At 50.8% G+C, this 17,165-nt stretch carries 15 protein-coding genes; 9 read left to right on the top strand and 6 right to left on the bottom strand.

Translation table 11 applies throughout. The features are described 5' to 3' along the window. Nucleotides 1-93 precede the first annotated feature (93 nt). The 4 genes from EDC56_RS04970 (at nucleotide 94) to EDC56_RS04955 (ending at nucleotide 6,398) form a co-directional block, all read left to right on the top strand. Entirely contained in the window at nucleotides 94-1,185 is a 1,092-nt protein-coding gene (locus EDC56_RS04970; protein WP_123711380.1) for an OmpA family protein, read from the top strand. Beyond that, on the top strand, nucleotides 1,185-3,179 hold the full coding sequence (locus tag EDC56_RS04965; RefSeq protein ID WP_123711379.1) for an Ig-like domain-containing protein: 1,995 nt from the start codon (nucleotides 1,185-1,187) through the stop codon (nucleotides 3,177-3,179). The genes EDC56_RS04970 and EDC56_RS04965 overlap by 1 nt, the downstream gene beginning before the upstream one ends. 254 nt (nucleotides 3,180-3,433) lie before the next feature. Continuing rightward, nucleotides 3,434-4,912, top strand: coding sequence for a carbon starvation CstA family protein (locus EDC56_RS04960; RefSeq protein ID WP_123711378.1), 1,479 nt, complete (start codon nucleotides 3,434-3,436; stop codon nucleotides 4,910-4,912). Between the two features lie 235 nt (nucleotides 4,913-5,147). Beyond that, a complete protein-coding gene (locus tag EDC56_RS04955) occupies nucleotides 5,148-6,398 on the top strand; it encodes a cytochrome P450 (protein ID WP_123711377.1) in 1,251 nt (416 codons plus the stop codon). Between the two features lie 76 nt (nucleotides 6,399-6,474). Here EDC56_RS04955 and EDC56_RS04950 read toward each other — a convergent pair whose 3' ends face one another. Beyond that, nucleotides 6,475-6,792, bottom strand: coding sequence for a DUF2956 domain-containing protein (locus tag EDC56_RS04950; RefSeq protein ID WP_123711376.1), 318 nt, complete (start codon nucleotides 6,790-6,792; stop codon nucleotides 6,475-6,477). 183 nt (nucleotides 6,793-6,975) lie between these two features. Here EDC56_RS04950 and EDC56_RS04945 point away from each other — a divergent pair, with 183 nt between their 5' ends. Both EDC56_RS04945 and EDC56_RS04940 read left to right on the top strand, forming a co-directional pair. Beyond that, nucleotides 6,976-7,749 (top strand): hypothetical protein, encoded by a 774-nt coding sequence (locus EDC56_RS04945; protein WP_123711375.1) that lies wholly within the window; start codon nucleotides 6,976-6,978, stop codon nucleotides 7,747-7,749. 269 nt (nucleotides 7,750-8,018) lie between these two features. Then, nucleotides 8,019-8,789, top strand: coding sequence for a glucose 1-dehydrogenase (locus EDC56_RS04940; RefSeq protein WP_123711374.1), 771 nt, complete (start codon nucleotides 8,019-8,021; stop codon nucleotides 8,787-8,789). 297 nt (nucleotides 8,790-9,086) lie between these two features. Here EDC56_RS04940 and bamJ read toward each other — a convergent pair whose 3' ends face one another. Together bamJ and EDC56_RS04930 are read right to left on the bottom strand one after the other, a co-directional pair. Further along, complete coding sequence (bamJ, locus tag EDC56_RS04935) at nucleotides 9,087-9,560, bottom strand: BamJ family beta-barrel-assembly machinery protein (protein WP_162844109.1); 474 nt, start codon at nucleotides 9,558-9,560, stop codon at nucleotides 9,087-9,089. A 69-nt stretch (nucleotides 9,561-9,629) separates the two neighbouring features. Next, nucleotides 9,630-10,475 carry a sterol desaturase family protein gene (locus EDC56_RS04930; RefSeq protein ID WP_123711372.1) on the bottom strand — a complete coding sequence of 282 codons (846 nt, stop codon included), beginning with the start codon at nucleotides 10,473-10,475 and terminating at the stop codon, nucleotides 9,630-9,632. Between the two features lie 233 nt (nucleotides 10,476-10,708). On the opposite strand from EDC56_RS04930, the gene EDC56_RS04925 reads away from it, so the two are divergent. The 3 genes from EDC56_RS04925 (at nucleotide 10,709) to EDC56_RS04915 (ending at nucleotide 12,284) form a co-directional block, all read left to right on the top strand. Beyond that, nucleotides 10,709-11,470 carry a hypothetical protein gene (locus EDC56_RS04925; RefSeq protein ID WP_148059314.1) on the top strand — a complete coding sequence of 254 codons (762 nt, stop codon included), beginning with the start codon at nucleotides 10,709-10,711 and terminating at the stop codon, nucleotides 11,468-11,470. A gap of 15 nt (nucleotides 11,471-11,485) precedes the next feature. Beyond that, nucleotides 11,486-11,716: a hypothetical protein gene (locus EDC56_RS04920; protein ID WP_123711370.1), complete on the top strand. Its 231-nt coding sequence runs from the start codon at nucleotides 11,486-11,488 to the stop codon at nucleotides 11,714-11,716. Between the two features lie 88 nt (nucleotides 11,717-11,804). Further along, on the top strand, nucleotides 11,805-12,284 hold the full coding sequence (locus tag EDC56_RS04915) for an MEKHLA domain-containing protein (RefSeq protein ID WP_123711369.1): 480 nt from the start codon (nucleotides 11,805-11,807) through the stop codon (nucleotides 12,282-12,284). A 19-nt stretch (nucleotides 12,285-12,303) separates the two neighbouring features. On the opposite strand, the gene EDC56_RS04910 is transcribed toward EDC56_RS04915, so the two are convergent. From EDC56_RS04910 to putA, 3 genes are all read right to left on the bottom strand, one after another. Continuing rightward, nucleotides 12,304-12,675 (bottom strand): acyl-CoA thioesterase, encoded by a 372-nt coding sequence (locus tag EDC56_RS04910; protein ID WP_123711782.1) that lies wholly within the window; start codon nucleotides 12,673-12,675, stop codon nucleotides 12,304-12,306. 156 nt (nucleotides 12,676-12,831) lie between these two features. Beyond that, complete coding sequence (locus tag EDC56_RS19385; RefSeq protein WP_148059313.1) at nucleotides 12,832-13,101, bottom strand: FmdB family zinc ribbon protein; 270 nt, start codon at nucleotides 13,099-13,101, stop codon at nucleotides 12,832-12,834. A 314-nt stretch (nucleotides 13,102-13,415) separates the two neighbouring features. Beyond that, complete coding sequence (putA, locus tag EDC56_RS04905; RefSeq protein WP_123711368.1) at nucleotides 13,416-17,084, bottom strand: bifunctional proline dehydrogenase/L-glutamate gamma-semialdehyde dehydrogenase PutA; 3,669 nt, start codon at nucleotides 17,082-17,084, stop codon at nucleotides 13,416-13,418. Between the last annotated feature and the right edge of the window lie 81 nt (nucleotides 17,085-17,165).

Below are 17,165 nucleotides of genomic sequence, written 5' to 3'. Positions count from 1 at the left end.
ATTTAGGATATGGAAATATTCCGCAAATACTCTATATTGCGCCGCACTTCGTTAACGATTATTAATAAAGTCTATATAAAGGATGCATGGTAGATGACTCTTTCTCGATCCGTTTTCGCCTTATTGTTACTCCAGCCCGGCTTATTGTTCGCCGACACCGCATCGCAAAACGCAGTAGATACTGTGTCGTTGAAAGGCGGGTATTCCTATGCCGTCTTTGATAAGGACAAAACCAACGGCGGTGTGGCAGCAGTCAAAGATATTGAACACAATGGTTTTGGGGGGGCTGCATCGATCGTTTTTCGCACTGAATACAGCAACTTCTTCAAGCCCTATGTCGACATAGCTGTGCTGCAGCAAGGTGATCGTCGTTTTGTCATTCCCGGTATTGGCCTGCGTCATGACTTCGAACTTGAAGACTCAAATTTCGAGCCTTTTTACTCTCTAGGTGTTGGCTATAACTATGCGAAATGGCGTGAATCTCCCGCCCCCGGTATAGAGAAGATTGATGATACGGCCGAGAGTGTGACCTTTACTGCGCAGACTGGTTTTGATTATTACTTCACTGACAATCTAGCCTTCGATATGACACTACGTTATGACGGTTACCATGTCGGCACCAATGTCGTCGAGAACAATCGTGTTACCTCTATTGACGATAATGGCTCGCTCAGTGTGTTGGCGGGTTTGGTCTATCGCTTTGGCAGTGCGCCAAAAGCCGTCGAGGTGGTAGAGCCTGAACAAGATCTCGATCACGACGGTGTCTTTGGTTCAGCTGATCGCTGCCCGGATACTCAAGATAAGGTGCCCGTTAATGAGGCGGGCTGTCCGCTGCACCGTTTTGAGATTGCGCTGCATTATCAGACGGCCCAGTTCGAGGTAGCACAGCTAATGGATGGCCCGAGCTTCGATAGCGTCGCCTTTCTCACCAAGCATCCTGACTACCACGTGCGCATTATCGGTCATACCGATAGTGTCGGTTCGGCTGCCTTCAATCAACGTCTCTCTGAGCAGCGTGCGGCGAAGGCGAGAGACTTCCTTGTTGAAAAAGGTATCGCTGCTGAGCGTATCGATGCGCTAGGGCGTGGTGAAGACGAGCCTCTGGCGAGCAACGACTCGGCACAGGGGCGCTTTAAGAATAGGCGTATCGCCGTTGAATTTTATCGTCTAGAGGAAGGTCAGTAATGAAGACAAGGTTAATTAGTAGTGCCTTGGTGGTGGTGGCGTTGCTGCTGCTTGGCGGCTGTTCGAAAGACGATGCGCTGTATATCAATGATGACCCGATAGAGGGTAAGCAACTGATGGTTACGCCACTGCAGGCGACTATCAACGTAGAGACGACACTGCGTTATCAAGCAATTATGGTGGAGAAAGATGGCCGCCAGAGTGATGTCACGGATACTGTAGATTGGAGTAGCAGTGATAAGCAGCTAGCCAGTATCGACAGTAACGGTGTGGCCACTGGTGTATCTGAGGGGGCTGTCGAGGTGACGGCTGAGCTTGACGGCTTAAGCAGCAGCGTACAGTTGCAGGTCGTCGATAAGCCGATGGTCTCGATTACCGTACTTCCGTCCGAGGCAATAACGTTGGTGGGGTTAACTCGACAGTATCACGCGACGCTGAACTTCTCTGATGGCAGCAATCAAGACATCACCAATGATGCCAGCTGGCAATCGGAGGATAGCAGCCTTGCTGACGTAGATGCTGTGACAGGTCTGGTTACTGGCGTTGCCGAGGGCGGGCCGGTCGATATTACAGCGGACTTCAGCGGCCTGTCTGGCAGTGGCGAGATTGTTGTCTCCGACGCCGCGGTGACGTCGATGGAAATCGCTCCCAACCCTAACGAGATGGTCAATCATACTCAGCAGCGGTATCACGCTAGCATCTTACTAGACACCACGCCGGTGCATAAGGTTGATGTTACCAATGATGTTACTTGGTCGGTTGCGTCGGACAGCATAGCCGAGATCAGTAACGATGCCGCTTTTAAGGGAGGCTTACGTGCCTTGAATACGGGGGAGACAGAGGTCAAGGCGCTACTAGCGTATGCCGACCAGAGTATTGCAGCCACCGCTGCACTAACCGTTAACGCACTGGAGTTAACAGACATCACCGTGAGCCCGGATGATGTCGACGTCGTTCGCGGTACCTATGGTCATTTCGTCGCCATGGGGGAGTATAATGATGGCAGCACTGATGACATCACGACCCAGGTGATCTGGTCATCATCTAAGCCAGAGGTTGGAACGATTACGGCCAACGGTGCCAATGGTGGTCAGGCTTATGCGGTGAATGCAGGTGAGACTCAAATTACTGCGGCCCTCGATGGACAGAGTGATACCGTGACATCGATGGTGAGAGCACCTAGCTTAGAGAGTATTACCGTGTTGCCAGAGACGGCGGAAGTACCTGAAAAACGTCGACAAGCATATACTGCCACCGGCCATTTCTCTGATGGCACCAGCCAAGATATTACCCAGGTGGTGCAATGGACTAGTGGTGATGAGGATGCTGCAATTATCGATACGCGTGACTATGGTGTGGTGCATGCTATTAGTGCCGGCTCGTCGACGATTACGGCAAGTTTTCTCGGTCTGAGCGATGATGCAGAGTTAATTGTTGATCAACCGAGTTTAGTGTCGTTGACGATTAGCCCCGTTGACATTCATATACCCGTACAGATTACCTTTAACTACAAGGCTACGGGCCACTACGATAACAATACTGAGGCCGATATCACCGATCTCGTCGTTTGGTCAGCCAGGAGCGATACCGATGGTACCGTGGCAACTATCAGTAATGTCACTGGTCATGAAGGTGAGGCTTATAGCAAAACCTCCGGTGAGGCGACAATTAGCGCTGACTATGGCCCGATGAATGATTCGACTCAACTGACGGTCACCCATATTCCGGGTAGCTATGTGACGCCGAGCTGCTCGCCATCTACGGTTGCTGTCGGTGAAACCACGCAGTGTTCTTGTTTACTGCACTTGACCAATGGTACCAGCACTTACGACTGCACGGCGGTAGCGAAATTCATGGATAACCCTGCAGGCCTATTGAGGTTTTCCGATCAGCCCGGTGAAGAGGGGCTGGCAACCGCTATCGCTCCGGGTAGCGTCGATGTGAACATTCTCTTTGATGGCAAGAATGGACATGTCTCCGTTAAGGTTGAGTAGTATGTGACTCTGCTGAAATGATGCAGAAGCAGTATTATCGCTACAGCTGTGCTGAACTTTATTTGTTTTAGCTGAAAAAGCCACCGCTTTGAGCGGTGGTTTTTTTTGCTTGGTCGCCTTCCGCTATCGTCGGCAAGGCGACAACAGTGCGAAAACGGTCTATACAATAATGGAGAGGAGAGAATAGCGTAGGTATTGATTGCGTTGTTTTCCTGCATCGTAACAGCCCAATTCCGCCGCAAGAAAAAACCATTATGATTATATTCTTCGTCTGTCTCGCCATCCTATTTCTCGGTTATAAGTTCTATAGCCCGTTTATTGAAAAGCAGGCGGGGATTGACCCTACTGTGCAGACACCGCAGGCTCGTTTTGAGGAGGGGGTCGACTATGTGGCGGTACACCCGGTGAAAGCGTATCTGATTCAGTTCCTTAACATTGCCGGTGTGGGGCCTATCTTTGGCCCTATTTTAGGAGCCCTTTACGGCCCGGTGGCGTTAGTGTGGATTATTTTTGGTAATGTTTTTGGTGGCGCGGTACACGATTATTTTTCCGGCGTGCTGAGTATCAAAGATGATGGCAAAAGCCTACCGGAGATCGCTGATAAATACTTTAACGTCTACTTCAAGGGCGTGATGCTGCTGTTCACCGCTATGCTACTGTTCTTTGTCGGTGTGGTGTTCATCATGAGTCCGGCGGGCTTGCTGAGTAATTTAGAGTATTTTGAGGGCACTCCGCTTGCGAGTAATACCTTTTGGGTACTGGCAATCCTAGCTTATTACTTTCTGGCGACACTGTTACCGATCGATAAAATTATTACTAAGCTCTACCCGCTGTTCGGTCTATTAATGATTGTGATGACGACCTCAATCGCGGTGGCGTTATTAGTGGAGGCACCGCATCTGCCAGTATGGGGTGATCTGTTCGCCTATTTTGAACACGGCCATCATGTCTTGCTCGAGCCGAACCCTGATGGTTTACCGGTTTGGCCGCTGCTCTTTATGACAATTACCTGCGGTGCAATTAGTGGTTTCCACTCCACGCAAGCGCCGATCATGGCGCGCTGCCTGACTAACGAAAAATACGTTCGCCCGGTGTATTACGGTGCGATGATGTCCGAGGGGGTTGTCGCCTGTGTCTGGGCGCTGGCCGGTATAGCCGCCTTCCCTGGCGGTTATGTCGAGCTCAAGGCTCTGCTCGACCAGGGGGGGCCTGGTCTCGTGGTCAATCATGTGGCGACGGGCTACCTGGGTGTTTTTGGTGGCATTATGGCTATTATCGCCGTCGCAGTGTTTCCTATCACCTCCGGTGATACGGCGTTTCGCTCTCTGCGCTTGACCCTTGTCGATGCGTTTAATATCTCGCAATCGATGGGGCATCGGTTGATGCTTGCGGTGCCGATACTCTTTATCGCCTACTTGATTACCTTCATCGATTTCTCGTTGATCTGGCGCTACTTCGCCTTCTCCAATATGCTGCTTTCCACCAGTGTGCTGTGGCTGGCGACGAAGTTTTTACTCGACCGGGGTACGTTCCATTGGATAGTGAGTATACCGGCCTGCATTGGCACCAGTGTCACGTTATCGTATATTCTTAACGCCAGTATCGGCTTTGGTATGCCGATCGAGTGGACAAAACCGGTGGGTGTGCTGATTGGCGTGGTGACGTTACTGTTTATGGTGCTTGTCGACCGTCGTTACAAATCCCGTGACGACTCTGAGTTGGGGGCTAGTTAGAGCGAAAGAGCGCAGGTAACTCATTGACGGTTGGTCGTTACCGAAGATTCAGCATGGTTGGTGAGTTGTACGTTCGGCCATGGCGTTGCTGAGGGGTCGCCTTAACGGGGGAATAGAAATGCTCGACGGTGCTAGTCAAAGGGGATTTTTTCCGTATATTGACAGTAACGGCATGCTGCCCACGGAGACTTAACTACGATGGTTAGGCCCCTATAAAAATAACAAGGTATAGGCTATGAGTACGGACGACGCGGTACTAGAACAACTGCCCAAGCTAGAGGAGGTTTTTGACCCCTCTTCGGATGAATACTGTAACAACCCGATTAAACAGTGTATGGCGCTGATGGAGAGGGGGCCTTTCGTCTTTTATGAGCCGTGGCAGGCCTGGGTGATGACGGATATTGGCGACATCATGGAGTGTTGGCGTAAAGAGTACCTCTCCTCAGATTTCTATGATTGGGAGTTCGCACCGCCGCGACCTCATGAAGATGATTGGGGTAACTTCGAAAAGGCGCTGATCGGCCATAGTCTTGTTAGCGACCACGACCATCATCGCCTGATTCGTAAGGTGGTTTCTCCGGCTTTTTCGCGTAATGTTGTCGATGAAATTCAGCGTCGTATTGAGCCTGATATTGATAAGCTATTTGATGCGATGGGCAGCCCGAAGAGTTTTGATTATATTACTGAGGTGGCCGAACATATTCCCTTTATCACTATTACGCGTTTAATCGGTGTACCGGAGAAGTACTGGGATGAGATTAAGCCGCTGTTAGAGAACTTTACGGAGACCTGGAACCCGACTATCTCCGAGGAGAGGCGAGAAGAGGTTCGCCAGCAGTGTAATCGTGGCATCGATATGATTAAGGTGGTGATCGAGGAGCGTCGCCAGTCGCCTCAGCAGGATGACTTCTTGAGCACCATGCTGGATATTGAGGCAAAGAATGAGAAGTTTACTGAGTGGGATATTATCACGCTTGTACTAGCGTTGATTGGTGCCGGTGCCGATACGACGTTGATGGCACAGCAGTGGTCGGTGTATGCGCTGACTAAGCATCCTGATCAGCGCCAACCAGCTCTCGAGTCAGCTGAAACCTTTTCTAACGCCTTTAGCGAAATAATGCGCTGGAGTCTCAACTCGAAGATGGGCTTTGCCCGCTATGCGCCAGAAGATATGGATGTGCTGGGCCAGCGGGTGCGTAAAGGACAGCTGGTGTTATTGATGCCGCACCTCTGCAGAATGGACCCTGTTAAGTATCCTAACCCTGAAGTATTGGATGTTAAGCGTAACTTCGATCCTGACGTGCAATTTGGCTATGGTCCTCGTTACTGCATCGGGGCAGCAATGGCCAAGCGTCAATTGTTTCTCACCATCACTAAGCTATTCGAGCGCTTCCCTAATATCGAGTTAGCTGAGGAGCCAGAGCGCGACAGCAGTAACCATAACAGTATCGCACTGAAAAAACTGATGTTGAAAACGAATGTCTAGTGTAAGAAAGTAAGCTACACCTTAGCAAGTTTGGTGCTTGCACCACGGCTGAGGATAGCACTGTCAGCCGTGGTAATTAGAGGAAGTAGACGAGGGCGAAGCCCAGCCAGCTACAGGCAAGCAGTCCCCAAGCGAGTGGAGCGGACGAGCGGCTTATCGGTGCTTCTTCGACCACATCGTCGTTGCCCTGACTCGCCTTCGCTTTTAATACTTGTTTACGTTGCCTATCTTTTTCTCTGGCTTTAGCCTTCTGTTGTTTTTTGTATTCGGCAATACCCTTTTCAATACCCTGGGCGATGAGTTTACTCTGCGCCTTGGTCTGACCGGGGCGCTGTGTGGCGCGAGTGATTTTTTCGGCGGCCTCTTGGCTCGCCGTCGATGAGGGCTGTTTCATGCTCGTTGCTCACTGTCGAATAGAAAACGGCATTGTAACATGAGTGCCCCGCCTCTAGTGTTTAGCGACGTTGTGTCGTGGAGCTGATGACCAGTAAACTTGCCAAGAAGTCGATAGCCCTCGGTTGAGTCAGTTTGTTAAGCTAGTAGCATATTGACAGGATGAGTGATTGGCAAAGAAACTATGTTTGGACTTTTAAAGACGCAACCGTTGCTAGCGGAACAGAGTGCTGAGTGGATTTTTAGTACATTCGATTGGGCACTCAAGAACTTTGATAGCAGGGAGTTTTTTACTCGCAGCCGGTTGGTTCAGCCGACCAATGAGTTCTTTGCTGGCAGGGTAAGTAGTGTGCATGAAAAGGCAGAAAATATTTTTCAGCATACATTACGCTACAGTGGCTTACAGCATTGGCCCGTGCAGTTGCAGGCCCCCGAGCTATTTCAGAATACCCCCGCGCAGTCGCTGAACCTGCTGCAGGTGCAGCGTGATTCTGTGTCAGCGGCGTTGCCAGCTCTGCATAGCGATATCCCTCTCTATGTCAGTTATAACCCTCAGCAAACCTTGAAAGCTGAAGATATGTCATCTAACTATGCTCACTTATTAGCTCAGCATTTGGTGGCGCAGTCGGGGCAGCTGCCACCCGGGGGAAAGGATTATTTTCTTGAGGCGACAGAGGTGTTAGCGGTGTTTATGGGATTTGGCGTCATGTTTGCCAATTCGGCCTACACATTCAGAGGTGGTTGCGGGAGTTGCTATAACGCCGCAGCTAATCGGCAGGCAACGCTGTCGGAGAATGAGGTGGTTTTCTCCCTGGCCTTATACTGCCAACTAAAAGAAATACCGGCATCCGAGGCGACGCGTCACTTGAAGAAACATCTTCGGCGAAGCTATAAGCAGGCGCTAAAACAAATAGCAGGGCTGGACGAACGTTTTGCCGCACTCTGTTCTTATCGTTGAGCTATTTTAAATTTAAGCTATTGCTTTTTTGTCTATTTTATATCCTCAATGGGTTACTTTGAAAGCGGTCGCCGCCTCATCTCTTTAGGCTAAGCTTTAATGCTGATGCTACTAAAAGCCCATTTTCGTCCTTAGTAAAAGTGTTAAAATAATCGTCACAGCCATGTTTAATAGTGCTTACTAAAGTGACTTGTTAGGCTGAAATAATTTATAACAGTATGCGTTAAGTGAATAATTTGACGCGCAGTCTTCATAAAAGGGTAATTAACATGAGTCGTTTAGAAGGTAAGACAGCTATCGTCACAGGTGGTGCTCGCGGTATGGGTGAGGCGACGGTTCGCGGTTTGGTGGCGCAGGGGGCTAAGGTCGTTATTGCTGACGTGTTGGAGGCAGAAGGGCAGGCCCTCGCGGCAGAACTCGGTGCTGATGTAGCGGTGTTTGTGAAGACCGATGTGACCAATAAAGGGGACTGGGAAGAGGCTGTAGCGGTAGCTGAGCGTTTAGGTCGCTTGAATGTCTTAGTTAACAATGCGGCAATTTTGTTTCACAAGACTATCATGGAGACGACAGAAGAAGACTTCTTGAAAATTGTAAGTATTAATCAGCTGGGTGTGTTTCTAGGCATGCAGTCCGTTTTCGAGGCAATGAAGGCCAATGGTGGCGGCTCCATCATTAATGTCTCTTCGATCGATGGTTTACAGTCTCAGAATAGTCTGTGCGCCTATAGTTCAACAAAGTGGGCGGTGCGCGGTATGACGAAGTCGGCGGCGATCGAGATGGGTAAACATGGAATTCGTGTTAACAGCGTACATCCCGGTGGTATTTATACCGCGATGCATGGGGCTGATTTTATCAGTGAGGAGCAGGCCAGTGAGTTCTATACAAAACAGGCGCTACCTCGGGTGGGTTTATCGCATGAGGTCGCCAATGTGACTATTTTCTTGGCATCGGATGAGGCGACTTATAGTACTGGCTCAGAGTTTGTCGCCGATGGTGGCTGGAGTGCTGGTTCCGTCAACGATTCGTTGCCTCAATTATAAGCTTGCTGAGGTTGCTGTCAGATTGAGGGGGTGATTAAGGGAACTGAAAATACAGAAAAACCCGCTAGTAGGTGCCACTAGCGGGTTTTTTATCTGATAAAGCAGCCAAGTTAGGAAGGGGAGGCTATTCAGCATCAGCGAGAACGACGCCCTGCAATCCTTTGCTTTGGGTTTGCCGTCGTCTCAAATAAACACCGATTCCAGCGTCCTGCTTGTCGGTGAGTACGGGACTAATTATTACCGGATGCTGTACCTTTGTCTTTCCCCAGTTTTGGGGGGGTAGGCAAAAAAGTCGCTTTATTCGTAGGAAAGTAATTCAACATCAAAGATGAGGGCTGAGTTAGCGGCAATAGCTCCCATGCTACGACGACCGTAGGCGAGCTGGGGCGGGATAAATAAGCGGTACTTATCACCGGGAGACATCAGTTGCAAACCTTCAGTCCAGCCTTTGATCACTTGGTTGAGGGTAAAGCTGATCGGCTCACCACGTTGAATCGAACTGTCGAAGACAGTGCCGTCACTCAATGTGCCGTGATAGTGTACGGTGACTCGGCTATCAGCCATAGGGCGGTGTTGGCTGTCGCCACGTGTTAATACGAGGTATTGAAGCCCGGAGTCAGTGCTATACACCCCCTCGCGTGTTGCGTTGTCACGCAGGAATTGCTGTGCTTTAGCGAGGTTATTAGCGGCTGTTTTGGCGTTGTTGATGGCACGGTAGATGCCCCAGCCGATGAGTAGTAGCGCGAGGATAGCAGCGAGAATATTTGACAAGGTTAGCGGCCTATAATGATCGAGAAGACTGTCATTGTAAGTCAACATGACAGTCTAGGCGAGTATCGATCAACTCTGCTGCGGTGGCTCAGCTTTTGGTAGTAAAGGCTTACGTACGACAGGCCAAAATATTTCTTCGGCCCAATGCAGCCGGCGGGCGATAGGAAGGCCAAATAGCTTCTGGCGAGTGTTGGGGATCTTGGCGGTGCCAAAAACGACATCAAAAAGGAAGAGGCTAACAGCATAGTTACCATTAGGGTGGGCATTGCGACCGTATGAGTGGTGCGCATGATGGGTGTCGGGCAGGGTTATAGTGCGTTCAAGGACCCACCATAGCGGCTCACTCCACGGCGCCTTGGTGCGGAGATAAAGGTCCCAGCGGAAGGCGGTATGAGTCAACACATTGATGATGTAAGTGATAAATACTGCGATGGCGAAGGATTCGTAACAGCCGCTGTAGCTGGCGAAGGCACCGACCCATGGTTGTGGCAGGAGGAAAATCCAAAAGAGGTTGTAGCGATAAAGTAAACCGCTATTCATGTCGAGCCCGCTGTGGTGAGTGCGGTGAATTTTCCAGAGCCAACGCCATTCATGGGCGTAGCGGTGTATGGTGTAATGGGCGAGCTCCATACCGACAAAGAGCAACGGGCAGAGCAGCCAGAATGAAATACCTTGTAAGCTATTACTATGGCTCGGGAACCATTGTGCGGCGAGGTGTCCAGCGATGCCGCCGACGATTACGCCGGAAACCATCGGCTGCCCGATGAGACCGAACAGTGAAAACACAGCATCCCGGAGCGGTCGTTGTGCACGGCGGATATGACCAGAGAACAGTTCGGCGCTGTAGATCAGAACAAATGTCGTGAGCACAGTAACACCAAGGGTGATTTCGATATCAACGGCAGGCGGGTTCAAGCCGGACCTCCTTATCAATACTTTGTTATTTTATTATTATTCTTTCTGTAAGCTCATTCAGAATATGTCAGCTGTTATAGCTTAGCTAGAACATTGCTGGTTAATATTCAGTAATATAAACGTTACTGGTAAACTTATACCTTCTATGTGCTTTGCACAACAAGCTTGTCGATAGAGAAAGCTATTACAGTTAATACTATCAACCTTTTGATTGCTGCTTGAAGAGAACTATCGTGCCGTCATTAAACATAAATTTTCAATGCCGTTTTTGCCAGTTGGCGATTTCTGAGGCGAGGTGGAAGGCTCAGGGCTTTTGTGAGTCGTTAGCTTGCCGTCAACAATATAACCATTCTATCGGGACGCAAGTAACGAGAAAGAATGAGCTGCAACGTGATGTGTTGGAGGCTGAGTTGCGTGTGAGGGCGGCGGCGGAGCTAGAAGTAGCAGAGGAGGAACTGTATATCGTACAGGTTCCTTATAATTCGCACTCTACTACTGCTCTTGGTTATGAGGTGATAGAGGCTTTTCAAGCACATCTACAAGCATTAGTGGAGAGCTACGAGGGTGAGACGGAGGCGGAGCATGTTTCTGAATATGAGCCACCAACCGGTATTGAGCACCTAGATGAGGTACTGACGGCAGCTTGTACGGGGTGTCGCGGCCATTGTTGCCTTAATGGCCGAGAGTATCATGCCTTCATCGATCACTCGACGATCGCACGGATCTTGGAGCTTGAACCTGAAATAGGTGTCGACGGTATTGTCGAGTTTTACAGCGCTTTGATTCCTGCGGTGGCAGTGCAGAATGGCTGTATTTTCCAGAGTGATGAGGGCTGTGTATTACCGTCGTCATACCGTGCTGATATCTGCAATGATTACTTTTGCGAGGGGTTACGGCAACTCATTGATGAACATGAGCGTGAAGAGCCAGAGCACGCAATACTGGCGATATGGGATGATGAATGCCTTATTAATACGGTTAATTTAACCTGTTAGGGAGTTGCTCAGGATATGAACCAGCAGTTGATCTTTAATGACGATTTTAGCTTTTGTGTGGAGCAGCGTTGTTGGTGTTTTAGTGCCCAGTTAGAAGGTGCGAAGATCTGGCTTTTTTGTTCTAGGGAGACCGACCGACGCAGTGAACCTGATGATGAGTGTAAGCTTGATTATGAGTGGCAGGCCGAGGAGTGGCTGAGCCAGCATGATGTGGCAGACGACGGCAAAATTTATCTCTCAAACTAATACGCTGGCATGAATATTTTATATAGGGCAGAAGTCGACGAGCTGAAGTATCATCACAGCTCTTGATGGCTGCTATTGGAGGTCTGTTATGCTCAATACTGTTCACCCCCCATCGCTCGATAATGCCTTTTATCGTGATCACTTACTGATGTTGGCGCGTTGCTTCCAGCATTATACCGGGTGCTTACTCTGTGGTGTGGCGTTGACTGACGAAGACTGTGCAGAGCAGCTGTTCCGCTCGAAAGCAGTGATTCTCTCCCATGCTGGCGGTGACGATCCGATCTTTAATTATGCTAATGAACAGGCAATGTCACTATTTGAGCTGAATTGGCCCTCAATCACGCAGTTGCCGTCACGTTTTTCTGCAGAGCAGCCTAATCGCGCCGAGCGAGCGAGATTACTGGCGGAGGTGACCGCTAATGGCTTTATCGAAAACTATCAGGGGGTGCGTATTGCGAGTAGTGGACGGCGGTTTAGAATTGAGCAGGCAGTGGTGTGGAATGTGAGGGATGCCGCCGGCAATTACGTAGGGCAGGCGGCGACATTTGAGCACTGGCAATTTCTTTAATGTAGCTGATGGTTCGTATTTATTCGCCTTGATAACCATGTTCTAGCGGGTTGCCTTTATCATCAATGCTGACAAAGACGACCTTATCGACAGTGATGATGTCTTGTTTGGTCGCTTTGTGGCGGATCTGACAAGAAACTGTAATGGAGGTTTTACCTACTTTTACCAGTTTGGTGCCGATCTCTACGATTTCACCGAGTTCGCCGGGGCTCTTAAAGTTAATTTCCGACATATGCACGGTGACTAGGTGTGAATTACCGAGTACGCAGGAGGCAAATATAGCGGATTCCTCGTCAATCCAAGCGAGCGCGGTGCCACCGAAAAGCTTGCCAGCAGCGTTGAGGTCAGGGTAGGAGATAATCTTACGGGTTCGGAATAAGGGTTCGCTCATAGTGCTCTCAATCATCTGTTTAGTTCCTAGGCGCGAGGCCTTGGGCGCGACCTTTTACTGGCGCGAGCCGATAAGCCCATCTTAGCACTGTTTTTCAGCGCTTTTCTATCCTCAATGATTAAAGACGCAACGACTATTCGCGTTGAGTTGGCTAACTTAGCCGACCCTATCAATACGTTGATTGAAGGGGGCGACGAGCAATAAGCAGAGTAAGGTAAGATAAGAGAGCCAGTCGACGCTACTGGGCAACAGCTGCTGTAATAGCATGATGAGGCTAATAGTGGCTAAAATCATCATCCAGTGCAGTGTTCGTCGCTTAGGTATTATGCGATAAAGACTACCGCATAGCGGGCAAGTTAGTTTGAGTAAGGTGGTGAGCATTTTCCAATAGCCAAAGTGATGACCGCATCTGGGACATTGCTGCATGCTGACTCCTTAAAGACTCTATCGAATGGAGGCTAATTTAAGTATAGCGCTACTTTTTGTTTTTGTTGTTTCAGTGGCTTTACTGCTGTGCTTAGTCAGGGACGAGTCGATAATAAAGCGCTTGTATAGCGCTATCTTGTCTATTGCTCCGTTGGTTTTTTATCGTGAGTTTATTACCTGACCACTTTTTTTATGTTAAAAATTTGTCTTTGATGGATGATTTATTCTGTTGATAGCGAGTAGCCATGAAAAAAGGCCGCACCTTATCGGGGCGGCCTTTTTTCTGACACTTTATAACGTACAGCCTTTGCCTGTTAATCCATCTCGGCCATTAGCTTGGCGTTACCGCCTGCGGCAGAGATGTTATTGCTTAGTGTCTTCTCGTGAACAAAGCGGAGCATGGCTGCCTGTGTTTCTTGCTGGTTCAGTATCACCGGTAGTGGACCCTGTTGCTGCGTTGTGGCTACGAGCAATTGCTCGGCAGCAGCTGGCAGTACGAGTACATCGACACTATTACTGCAGATGAACTGCTGGTGGCAAGTAGCATCACTGATATCGTGAACCGCTAGCACGCCGGCAGCAATCAAACTCCCGCTGTGGGGGAGTTGCTCGATCATTTGGCTGGTGCTAACGACGGCGTTACCGCTGACGATAGCGAGGGCGACGAGCTGTGAGAGCTGTTCCATATCCATGGCGATAGATGGGTCAAACCAGACCAGTCCCCGTGGCTCGATATTGAGACTGTTATCTTCACCGGTCGGCCCCTCTAGCATGCGTGGACCACAGAGCTGTGCAGCAAACTCGGCACAACCACGAGCGAAGCGCTCACCGAGGTTGTGACGGATGAGGCTAAGACGCTCCTCGAAGCCACTTAATTGCCATGCTTGTTGACGCTGACGTAAGGTGTTGAAGTCGGCGCTAACACCGCTTTGGTAAGGCGTTGTTTCGGCTTGTTCGATGGCGGTGTAGGAGAGTAGGCGTTTGAGGTAGTCGGGACCACCAGCCTTTGGTCCTGTGCCTGAGAGGCCACAGCCCCCGAAGGGCTGTACACCTACGACTGCACCAATGATGTTGCGGTTGACGTAGATGTTGCCAGCGTTAGAGGCGGCGACGACTTGATCGACGTGACGTTGTACTCGGGAGTGGATTCCCATAGTGAGGCCGAAGCCGGTACTGTTAATGTCGGCAACGACACGGTCGAGCGTGCCTGCCTTGAAACGCACTAAGTGTACGACAGGGCCAAAGACCTCTTCACGCAGTGCGTTGATGTTGTCGATCTCATAGAGGCTGGGTGGGAAGTAGTAGCCTGCGTCACATTCACTGGGGACTTCGTGGCGGTAGATGAGTTTACCGTGTCCCTGCTGCATGTATTCCGCGTGTTGCTCTAGGCGCTCTAATGCCTTGTGGTCGATAACAGGGCCGACGTCGGTGCTGGGGTTGGTGGGGAGGCCGATACGCATCTCTTTCATGGCGCCGACGATCATCTCGCTGAGCTTGTCGGCGATATCTTCCTGCACGAAGAGAACACGTAGCGCTGAGCAGCGTTGGCCTGCGCTTTGGAAGCCGGAGCTGATAACGTCATCAACGACCTGTTCGGGTAGGGCGGTGGAGTCGACAATCAATGCATTCTGGCCGCCGGTTTCTGCAATTAATACCGGTAGCTCGCCACCACGGGTCGCCAACTGCTGGTAAATGTGCTGGGCGGTGTTGGTTGATCCGGTGAACATGACCCCTTTGATAGCGGGCTCGGAGAGTAAGCTGTCGCCAGCGGTAGGGCCATCAGTCGGTAGTAGGATAACGGCATCGTGATCGACGCCCGCCTGGTGGAGTAGTTCGACGGCGCGGGCGGCGATGAGTATGGTTTGCTCCGAGGGCTTAGCTAGCACAGTGTTGCCAGTGACGAGGCCGGCGATCACTTGGCCGACAAAGATTGCCAGCGGGAAATTCCAAGGGCTGACACAGAATAGGGTGCCAAGCGCTTGCTGGTTGCCGATGCTCCGTCTCGCGTGCAGGGCGTAGTAGCGACAGAAATCGATGGCTTCACGAATCTCCGCATCGGTATCCGTGGCGCCTTTGCCGGCTTCTAGGCAGCACAAGCCCATCAACTCAGCTTTATGTTGCTGCAACAGTTCAGCGAAGCGCTCAGCGATGACGGCACGTTGCTCGACACCCTTGGCTTGCCAGCTTGGCTGTGCAGCCTCTGCTCTTGCCAGGGCCGTTAACACTTGAGGCTTGTCCCATAGCTTGATGCCCTGGCTGAGTGGCTTCAAGTTAAAGGGCGATAGTACGGGGTAGTCGCGATCGCCGTGCTGCAAGCTAGCGGCAAGCTCAGGTAGGCGTTGCTCAGCCTGGGCTAGACCATCGAGGAAGAATTGTTCGGCAGCAGGACTTTCTAGATCGAGCCCCATAGAGACCTGGCGATCTGAGTACAACGACATAGGTGCACGAATTTTCGGGTGCGGAATGCTGTCGACGTTACGCATGAATTCGACAGGGTCTTGTAGCAGGTCTTCTGGCGCGAAGCGTGGGTCGATGATCTTGTTGACGAAAGAGGTATTGGCGCCGTTCTCGAGTAGTCGCCGCACCAAGTAGGCCAATAATGACTCGTGTTCGCCGACTGGGGCATAAATACGGGTGGGGCCAGTGTAAATATTTTGTTCTTTCAGCCCCTCATAGAGGCTCTCGCCCATGCCATGTAAACGCTGAAACTCAAAGCCACTGTGATCTTCAGTAAGGGCGAGGATCGTCGCGACGGTGTAGGCATTGTGTGTGGCGAACTGTGGGTAGAGCCACTGACGAGCGTCGAGTAGTTTGCCGGCACAGACACGATAACTGAGGTCTGTAGCCTGCTTGCGAGTATAGACGGGGAAGTCGTGGTGTCCGGCCGTTTGGCTGATTTTAATCTCGGTATCCCAGTAGGCGCCTTTGACTAGGCGTACCATGAGGCGACGCTGATAGTGCTCGGCACGCTCGGCGAGCCAGCCGATGACGATTGGAGCGCGGCGCTGATAGGCTTGCACGGCGAGGCCTAAGCCCTGCCACTCTGCGAGACTGGGATCGGCCATCAACAGTTCGAGCATCTGCAGCGAAATCTCTAGCCTGTCAGCCTCTTCAGCATCGATAGTGAGGTTGATGTTGTGCTTGCAGGCCAGTTGCGCGAGGGTGTTAACTCGCTGCTGCAATTCGCCAAAGACGCGGTCACGTTGACTGAATTGGTAGCGTGGATGCAGTGCCGAGAGCTTGATAGAGACGCCGGCCGTGTGCTCCGGTTTACCGTTGGCGTTGTTGTTACCAACAGCCTCAATAGCATCGTAGTAGAGCTGATAGTAATGATCGGCATCCCTCTGGGTACGAGCGCCCTCGCCAAGCATATCGTAGGAGTATTGGTAGCCTTGCTTCTCCCATTTGGCAGATTTCTTCAATGCTTCGGCGAGTGTTTCCCCGAGGACGAACTGCTTGCCCATGACTTGCATGGCGATCTTGACGGCAGAGCGAATCAGTGGCTCACCGGTGCGGCGAATTGCCGAACCGAGCCCAAGCTTCGCTTTCTCTACGTCGCGGCGTCCGAGCTTGAGAATACGCCCGGTCATTAACAGCCCCCAGGCAGAGGCATTCATTAGCCAAGCCTCACTCTTGCCGACATAATCTTCCCACTCACCGCGGGCGAGTTTATCGGCAATCAGGGCATCGGCGGTATGGCTGTCGGGTACTCGCAACAAGGCCTCGGCAGTACACATGAGTAACACACCCTCAGGTTCTGTTAGGGCATATTCGTGCATCATATTCTCGACGCCGATCTTGCCCTTGGCTTCGCTACGAATATGTTTTACTAATTCAACGGTCCACTGATCGACCTGATTCAGGCTGATCGTTTGGTGGTCGGCGACACTGAGTAGCTGTTCGACAATGATATTCTCGTCGATGTGGAAGTACTGCTCTAGTGTGGAAAACTTGTTATCAAATTGGGTATCGAAGGAAGGCATACAGGGTACCTAGAATAGCGAATTAACGGATGGAGACGGCCTGAGTGGCGGCACATTTAAGTCGTCACTCAGGCTGTCGTC

Origin of the sequence: Sinobacterium caligoides (genome assembly GCF_003752585.1) — a bacterium.
GTDB classification, from domain to species: Bacteria; Pseudomonadota; Gammaproteobacteria; order Pseudomonadales; family Sinobacteriaceae; genus Sinobacterium; species Sinobacterium caligoides.
This window is presented reverse-complemented; position numbering and strand designations above follow the sequence as displayed.

Bases quoted from the DNA above. Each gene is read 5' to 3' on its own strand.
- EDC56_RS19385 (WP_148059313.1), bottom strand. From the start codon at position 13,101: ATGCAGCAATGTCCCAGATGCGGTCATCACTTTGGCTATTGGAAAATG.
- putA (WP_123711368.1), bottom strand. From the start codon at position 17,084: ATGCCTTCCTTCGATACCCAATTTGATAACAAGTTTTCCACACTAGAG.
- EDC56_RS04950 (WP_123711376.1), bottom strand. From the start codon at position 6,792: ATGAAACAGCCCTCATCGACGGCGAGCCAAGAGGCCGCCGAAAAAATC.
- EDC56_RS04955 (WP_123711377.1), top strand. From the start codon at position 5,148: ATGAGTACGGACGACGCGGTACTAGAACAACTGCCCAAGCTAGAGGAG.
- EDC56_RS04915 (WP_123711369.1), top strand. From the start codon at position 11,805: ATGCTCAATACTGTTCACCCCCCATCGCTCGATAATGCCTTTTATCGT.
- EDC56_RS04920 (WP_123711370.1), top strand. From the start codon at position 11,486: ATGAACCAGCAGTTGATCTTTAATGACGATTTTAGCTTTTGTGTGGAG.
- EDC56_RS04945 (WP_123711375.1), top strand. From the start codon at position 6,976: ATGTTTGGACTTTTAAAGACGCAACCGTTGCTAGCGGAACAGAGTGCT.
- EDC56_RS04965 (WP_123711379.1), top strand. From the start codon at position 1,185: ATGAAGACAAGGTTAATTAGTAGTGCCTTGGTGGTGGTGGCGTTGCTG.
- EDC56_RS04970 (WP_123711380.1), top strand. From the start codon at position 94: ATGACTCTTTCTCGATCCGTTTTCGCCTTATTGTTACTCCAGCCCGGC.
- EDC56_RS04910 (WP_123711782.1), bottom strand. From the start codon at position 12,675: ATGAGCGAACCCTTATTCCGAACCCGTAAGATTATCTCCTACCCTGAC.
- EDC56_RS04940 (WP_123711374.1), top strand. From the start codon at position 8,019: ATGAGTCGTTTAGAAGGTAAGACAGCTATCGTCACAGGTGGTGCTCGC.
- EDC56_RS04960 (WP_123711378.1), top strand. From the start codon at position 3,434: ATGATTATATTCTTCGTCTGTCTCGCCATCCTATTTCTCGGTTATAAG.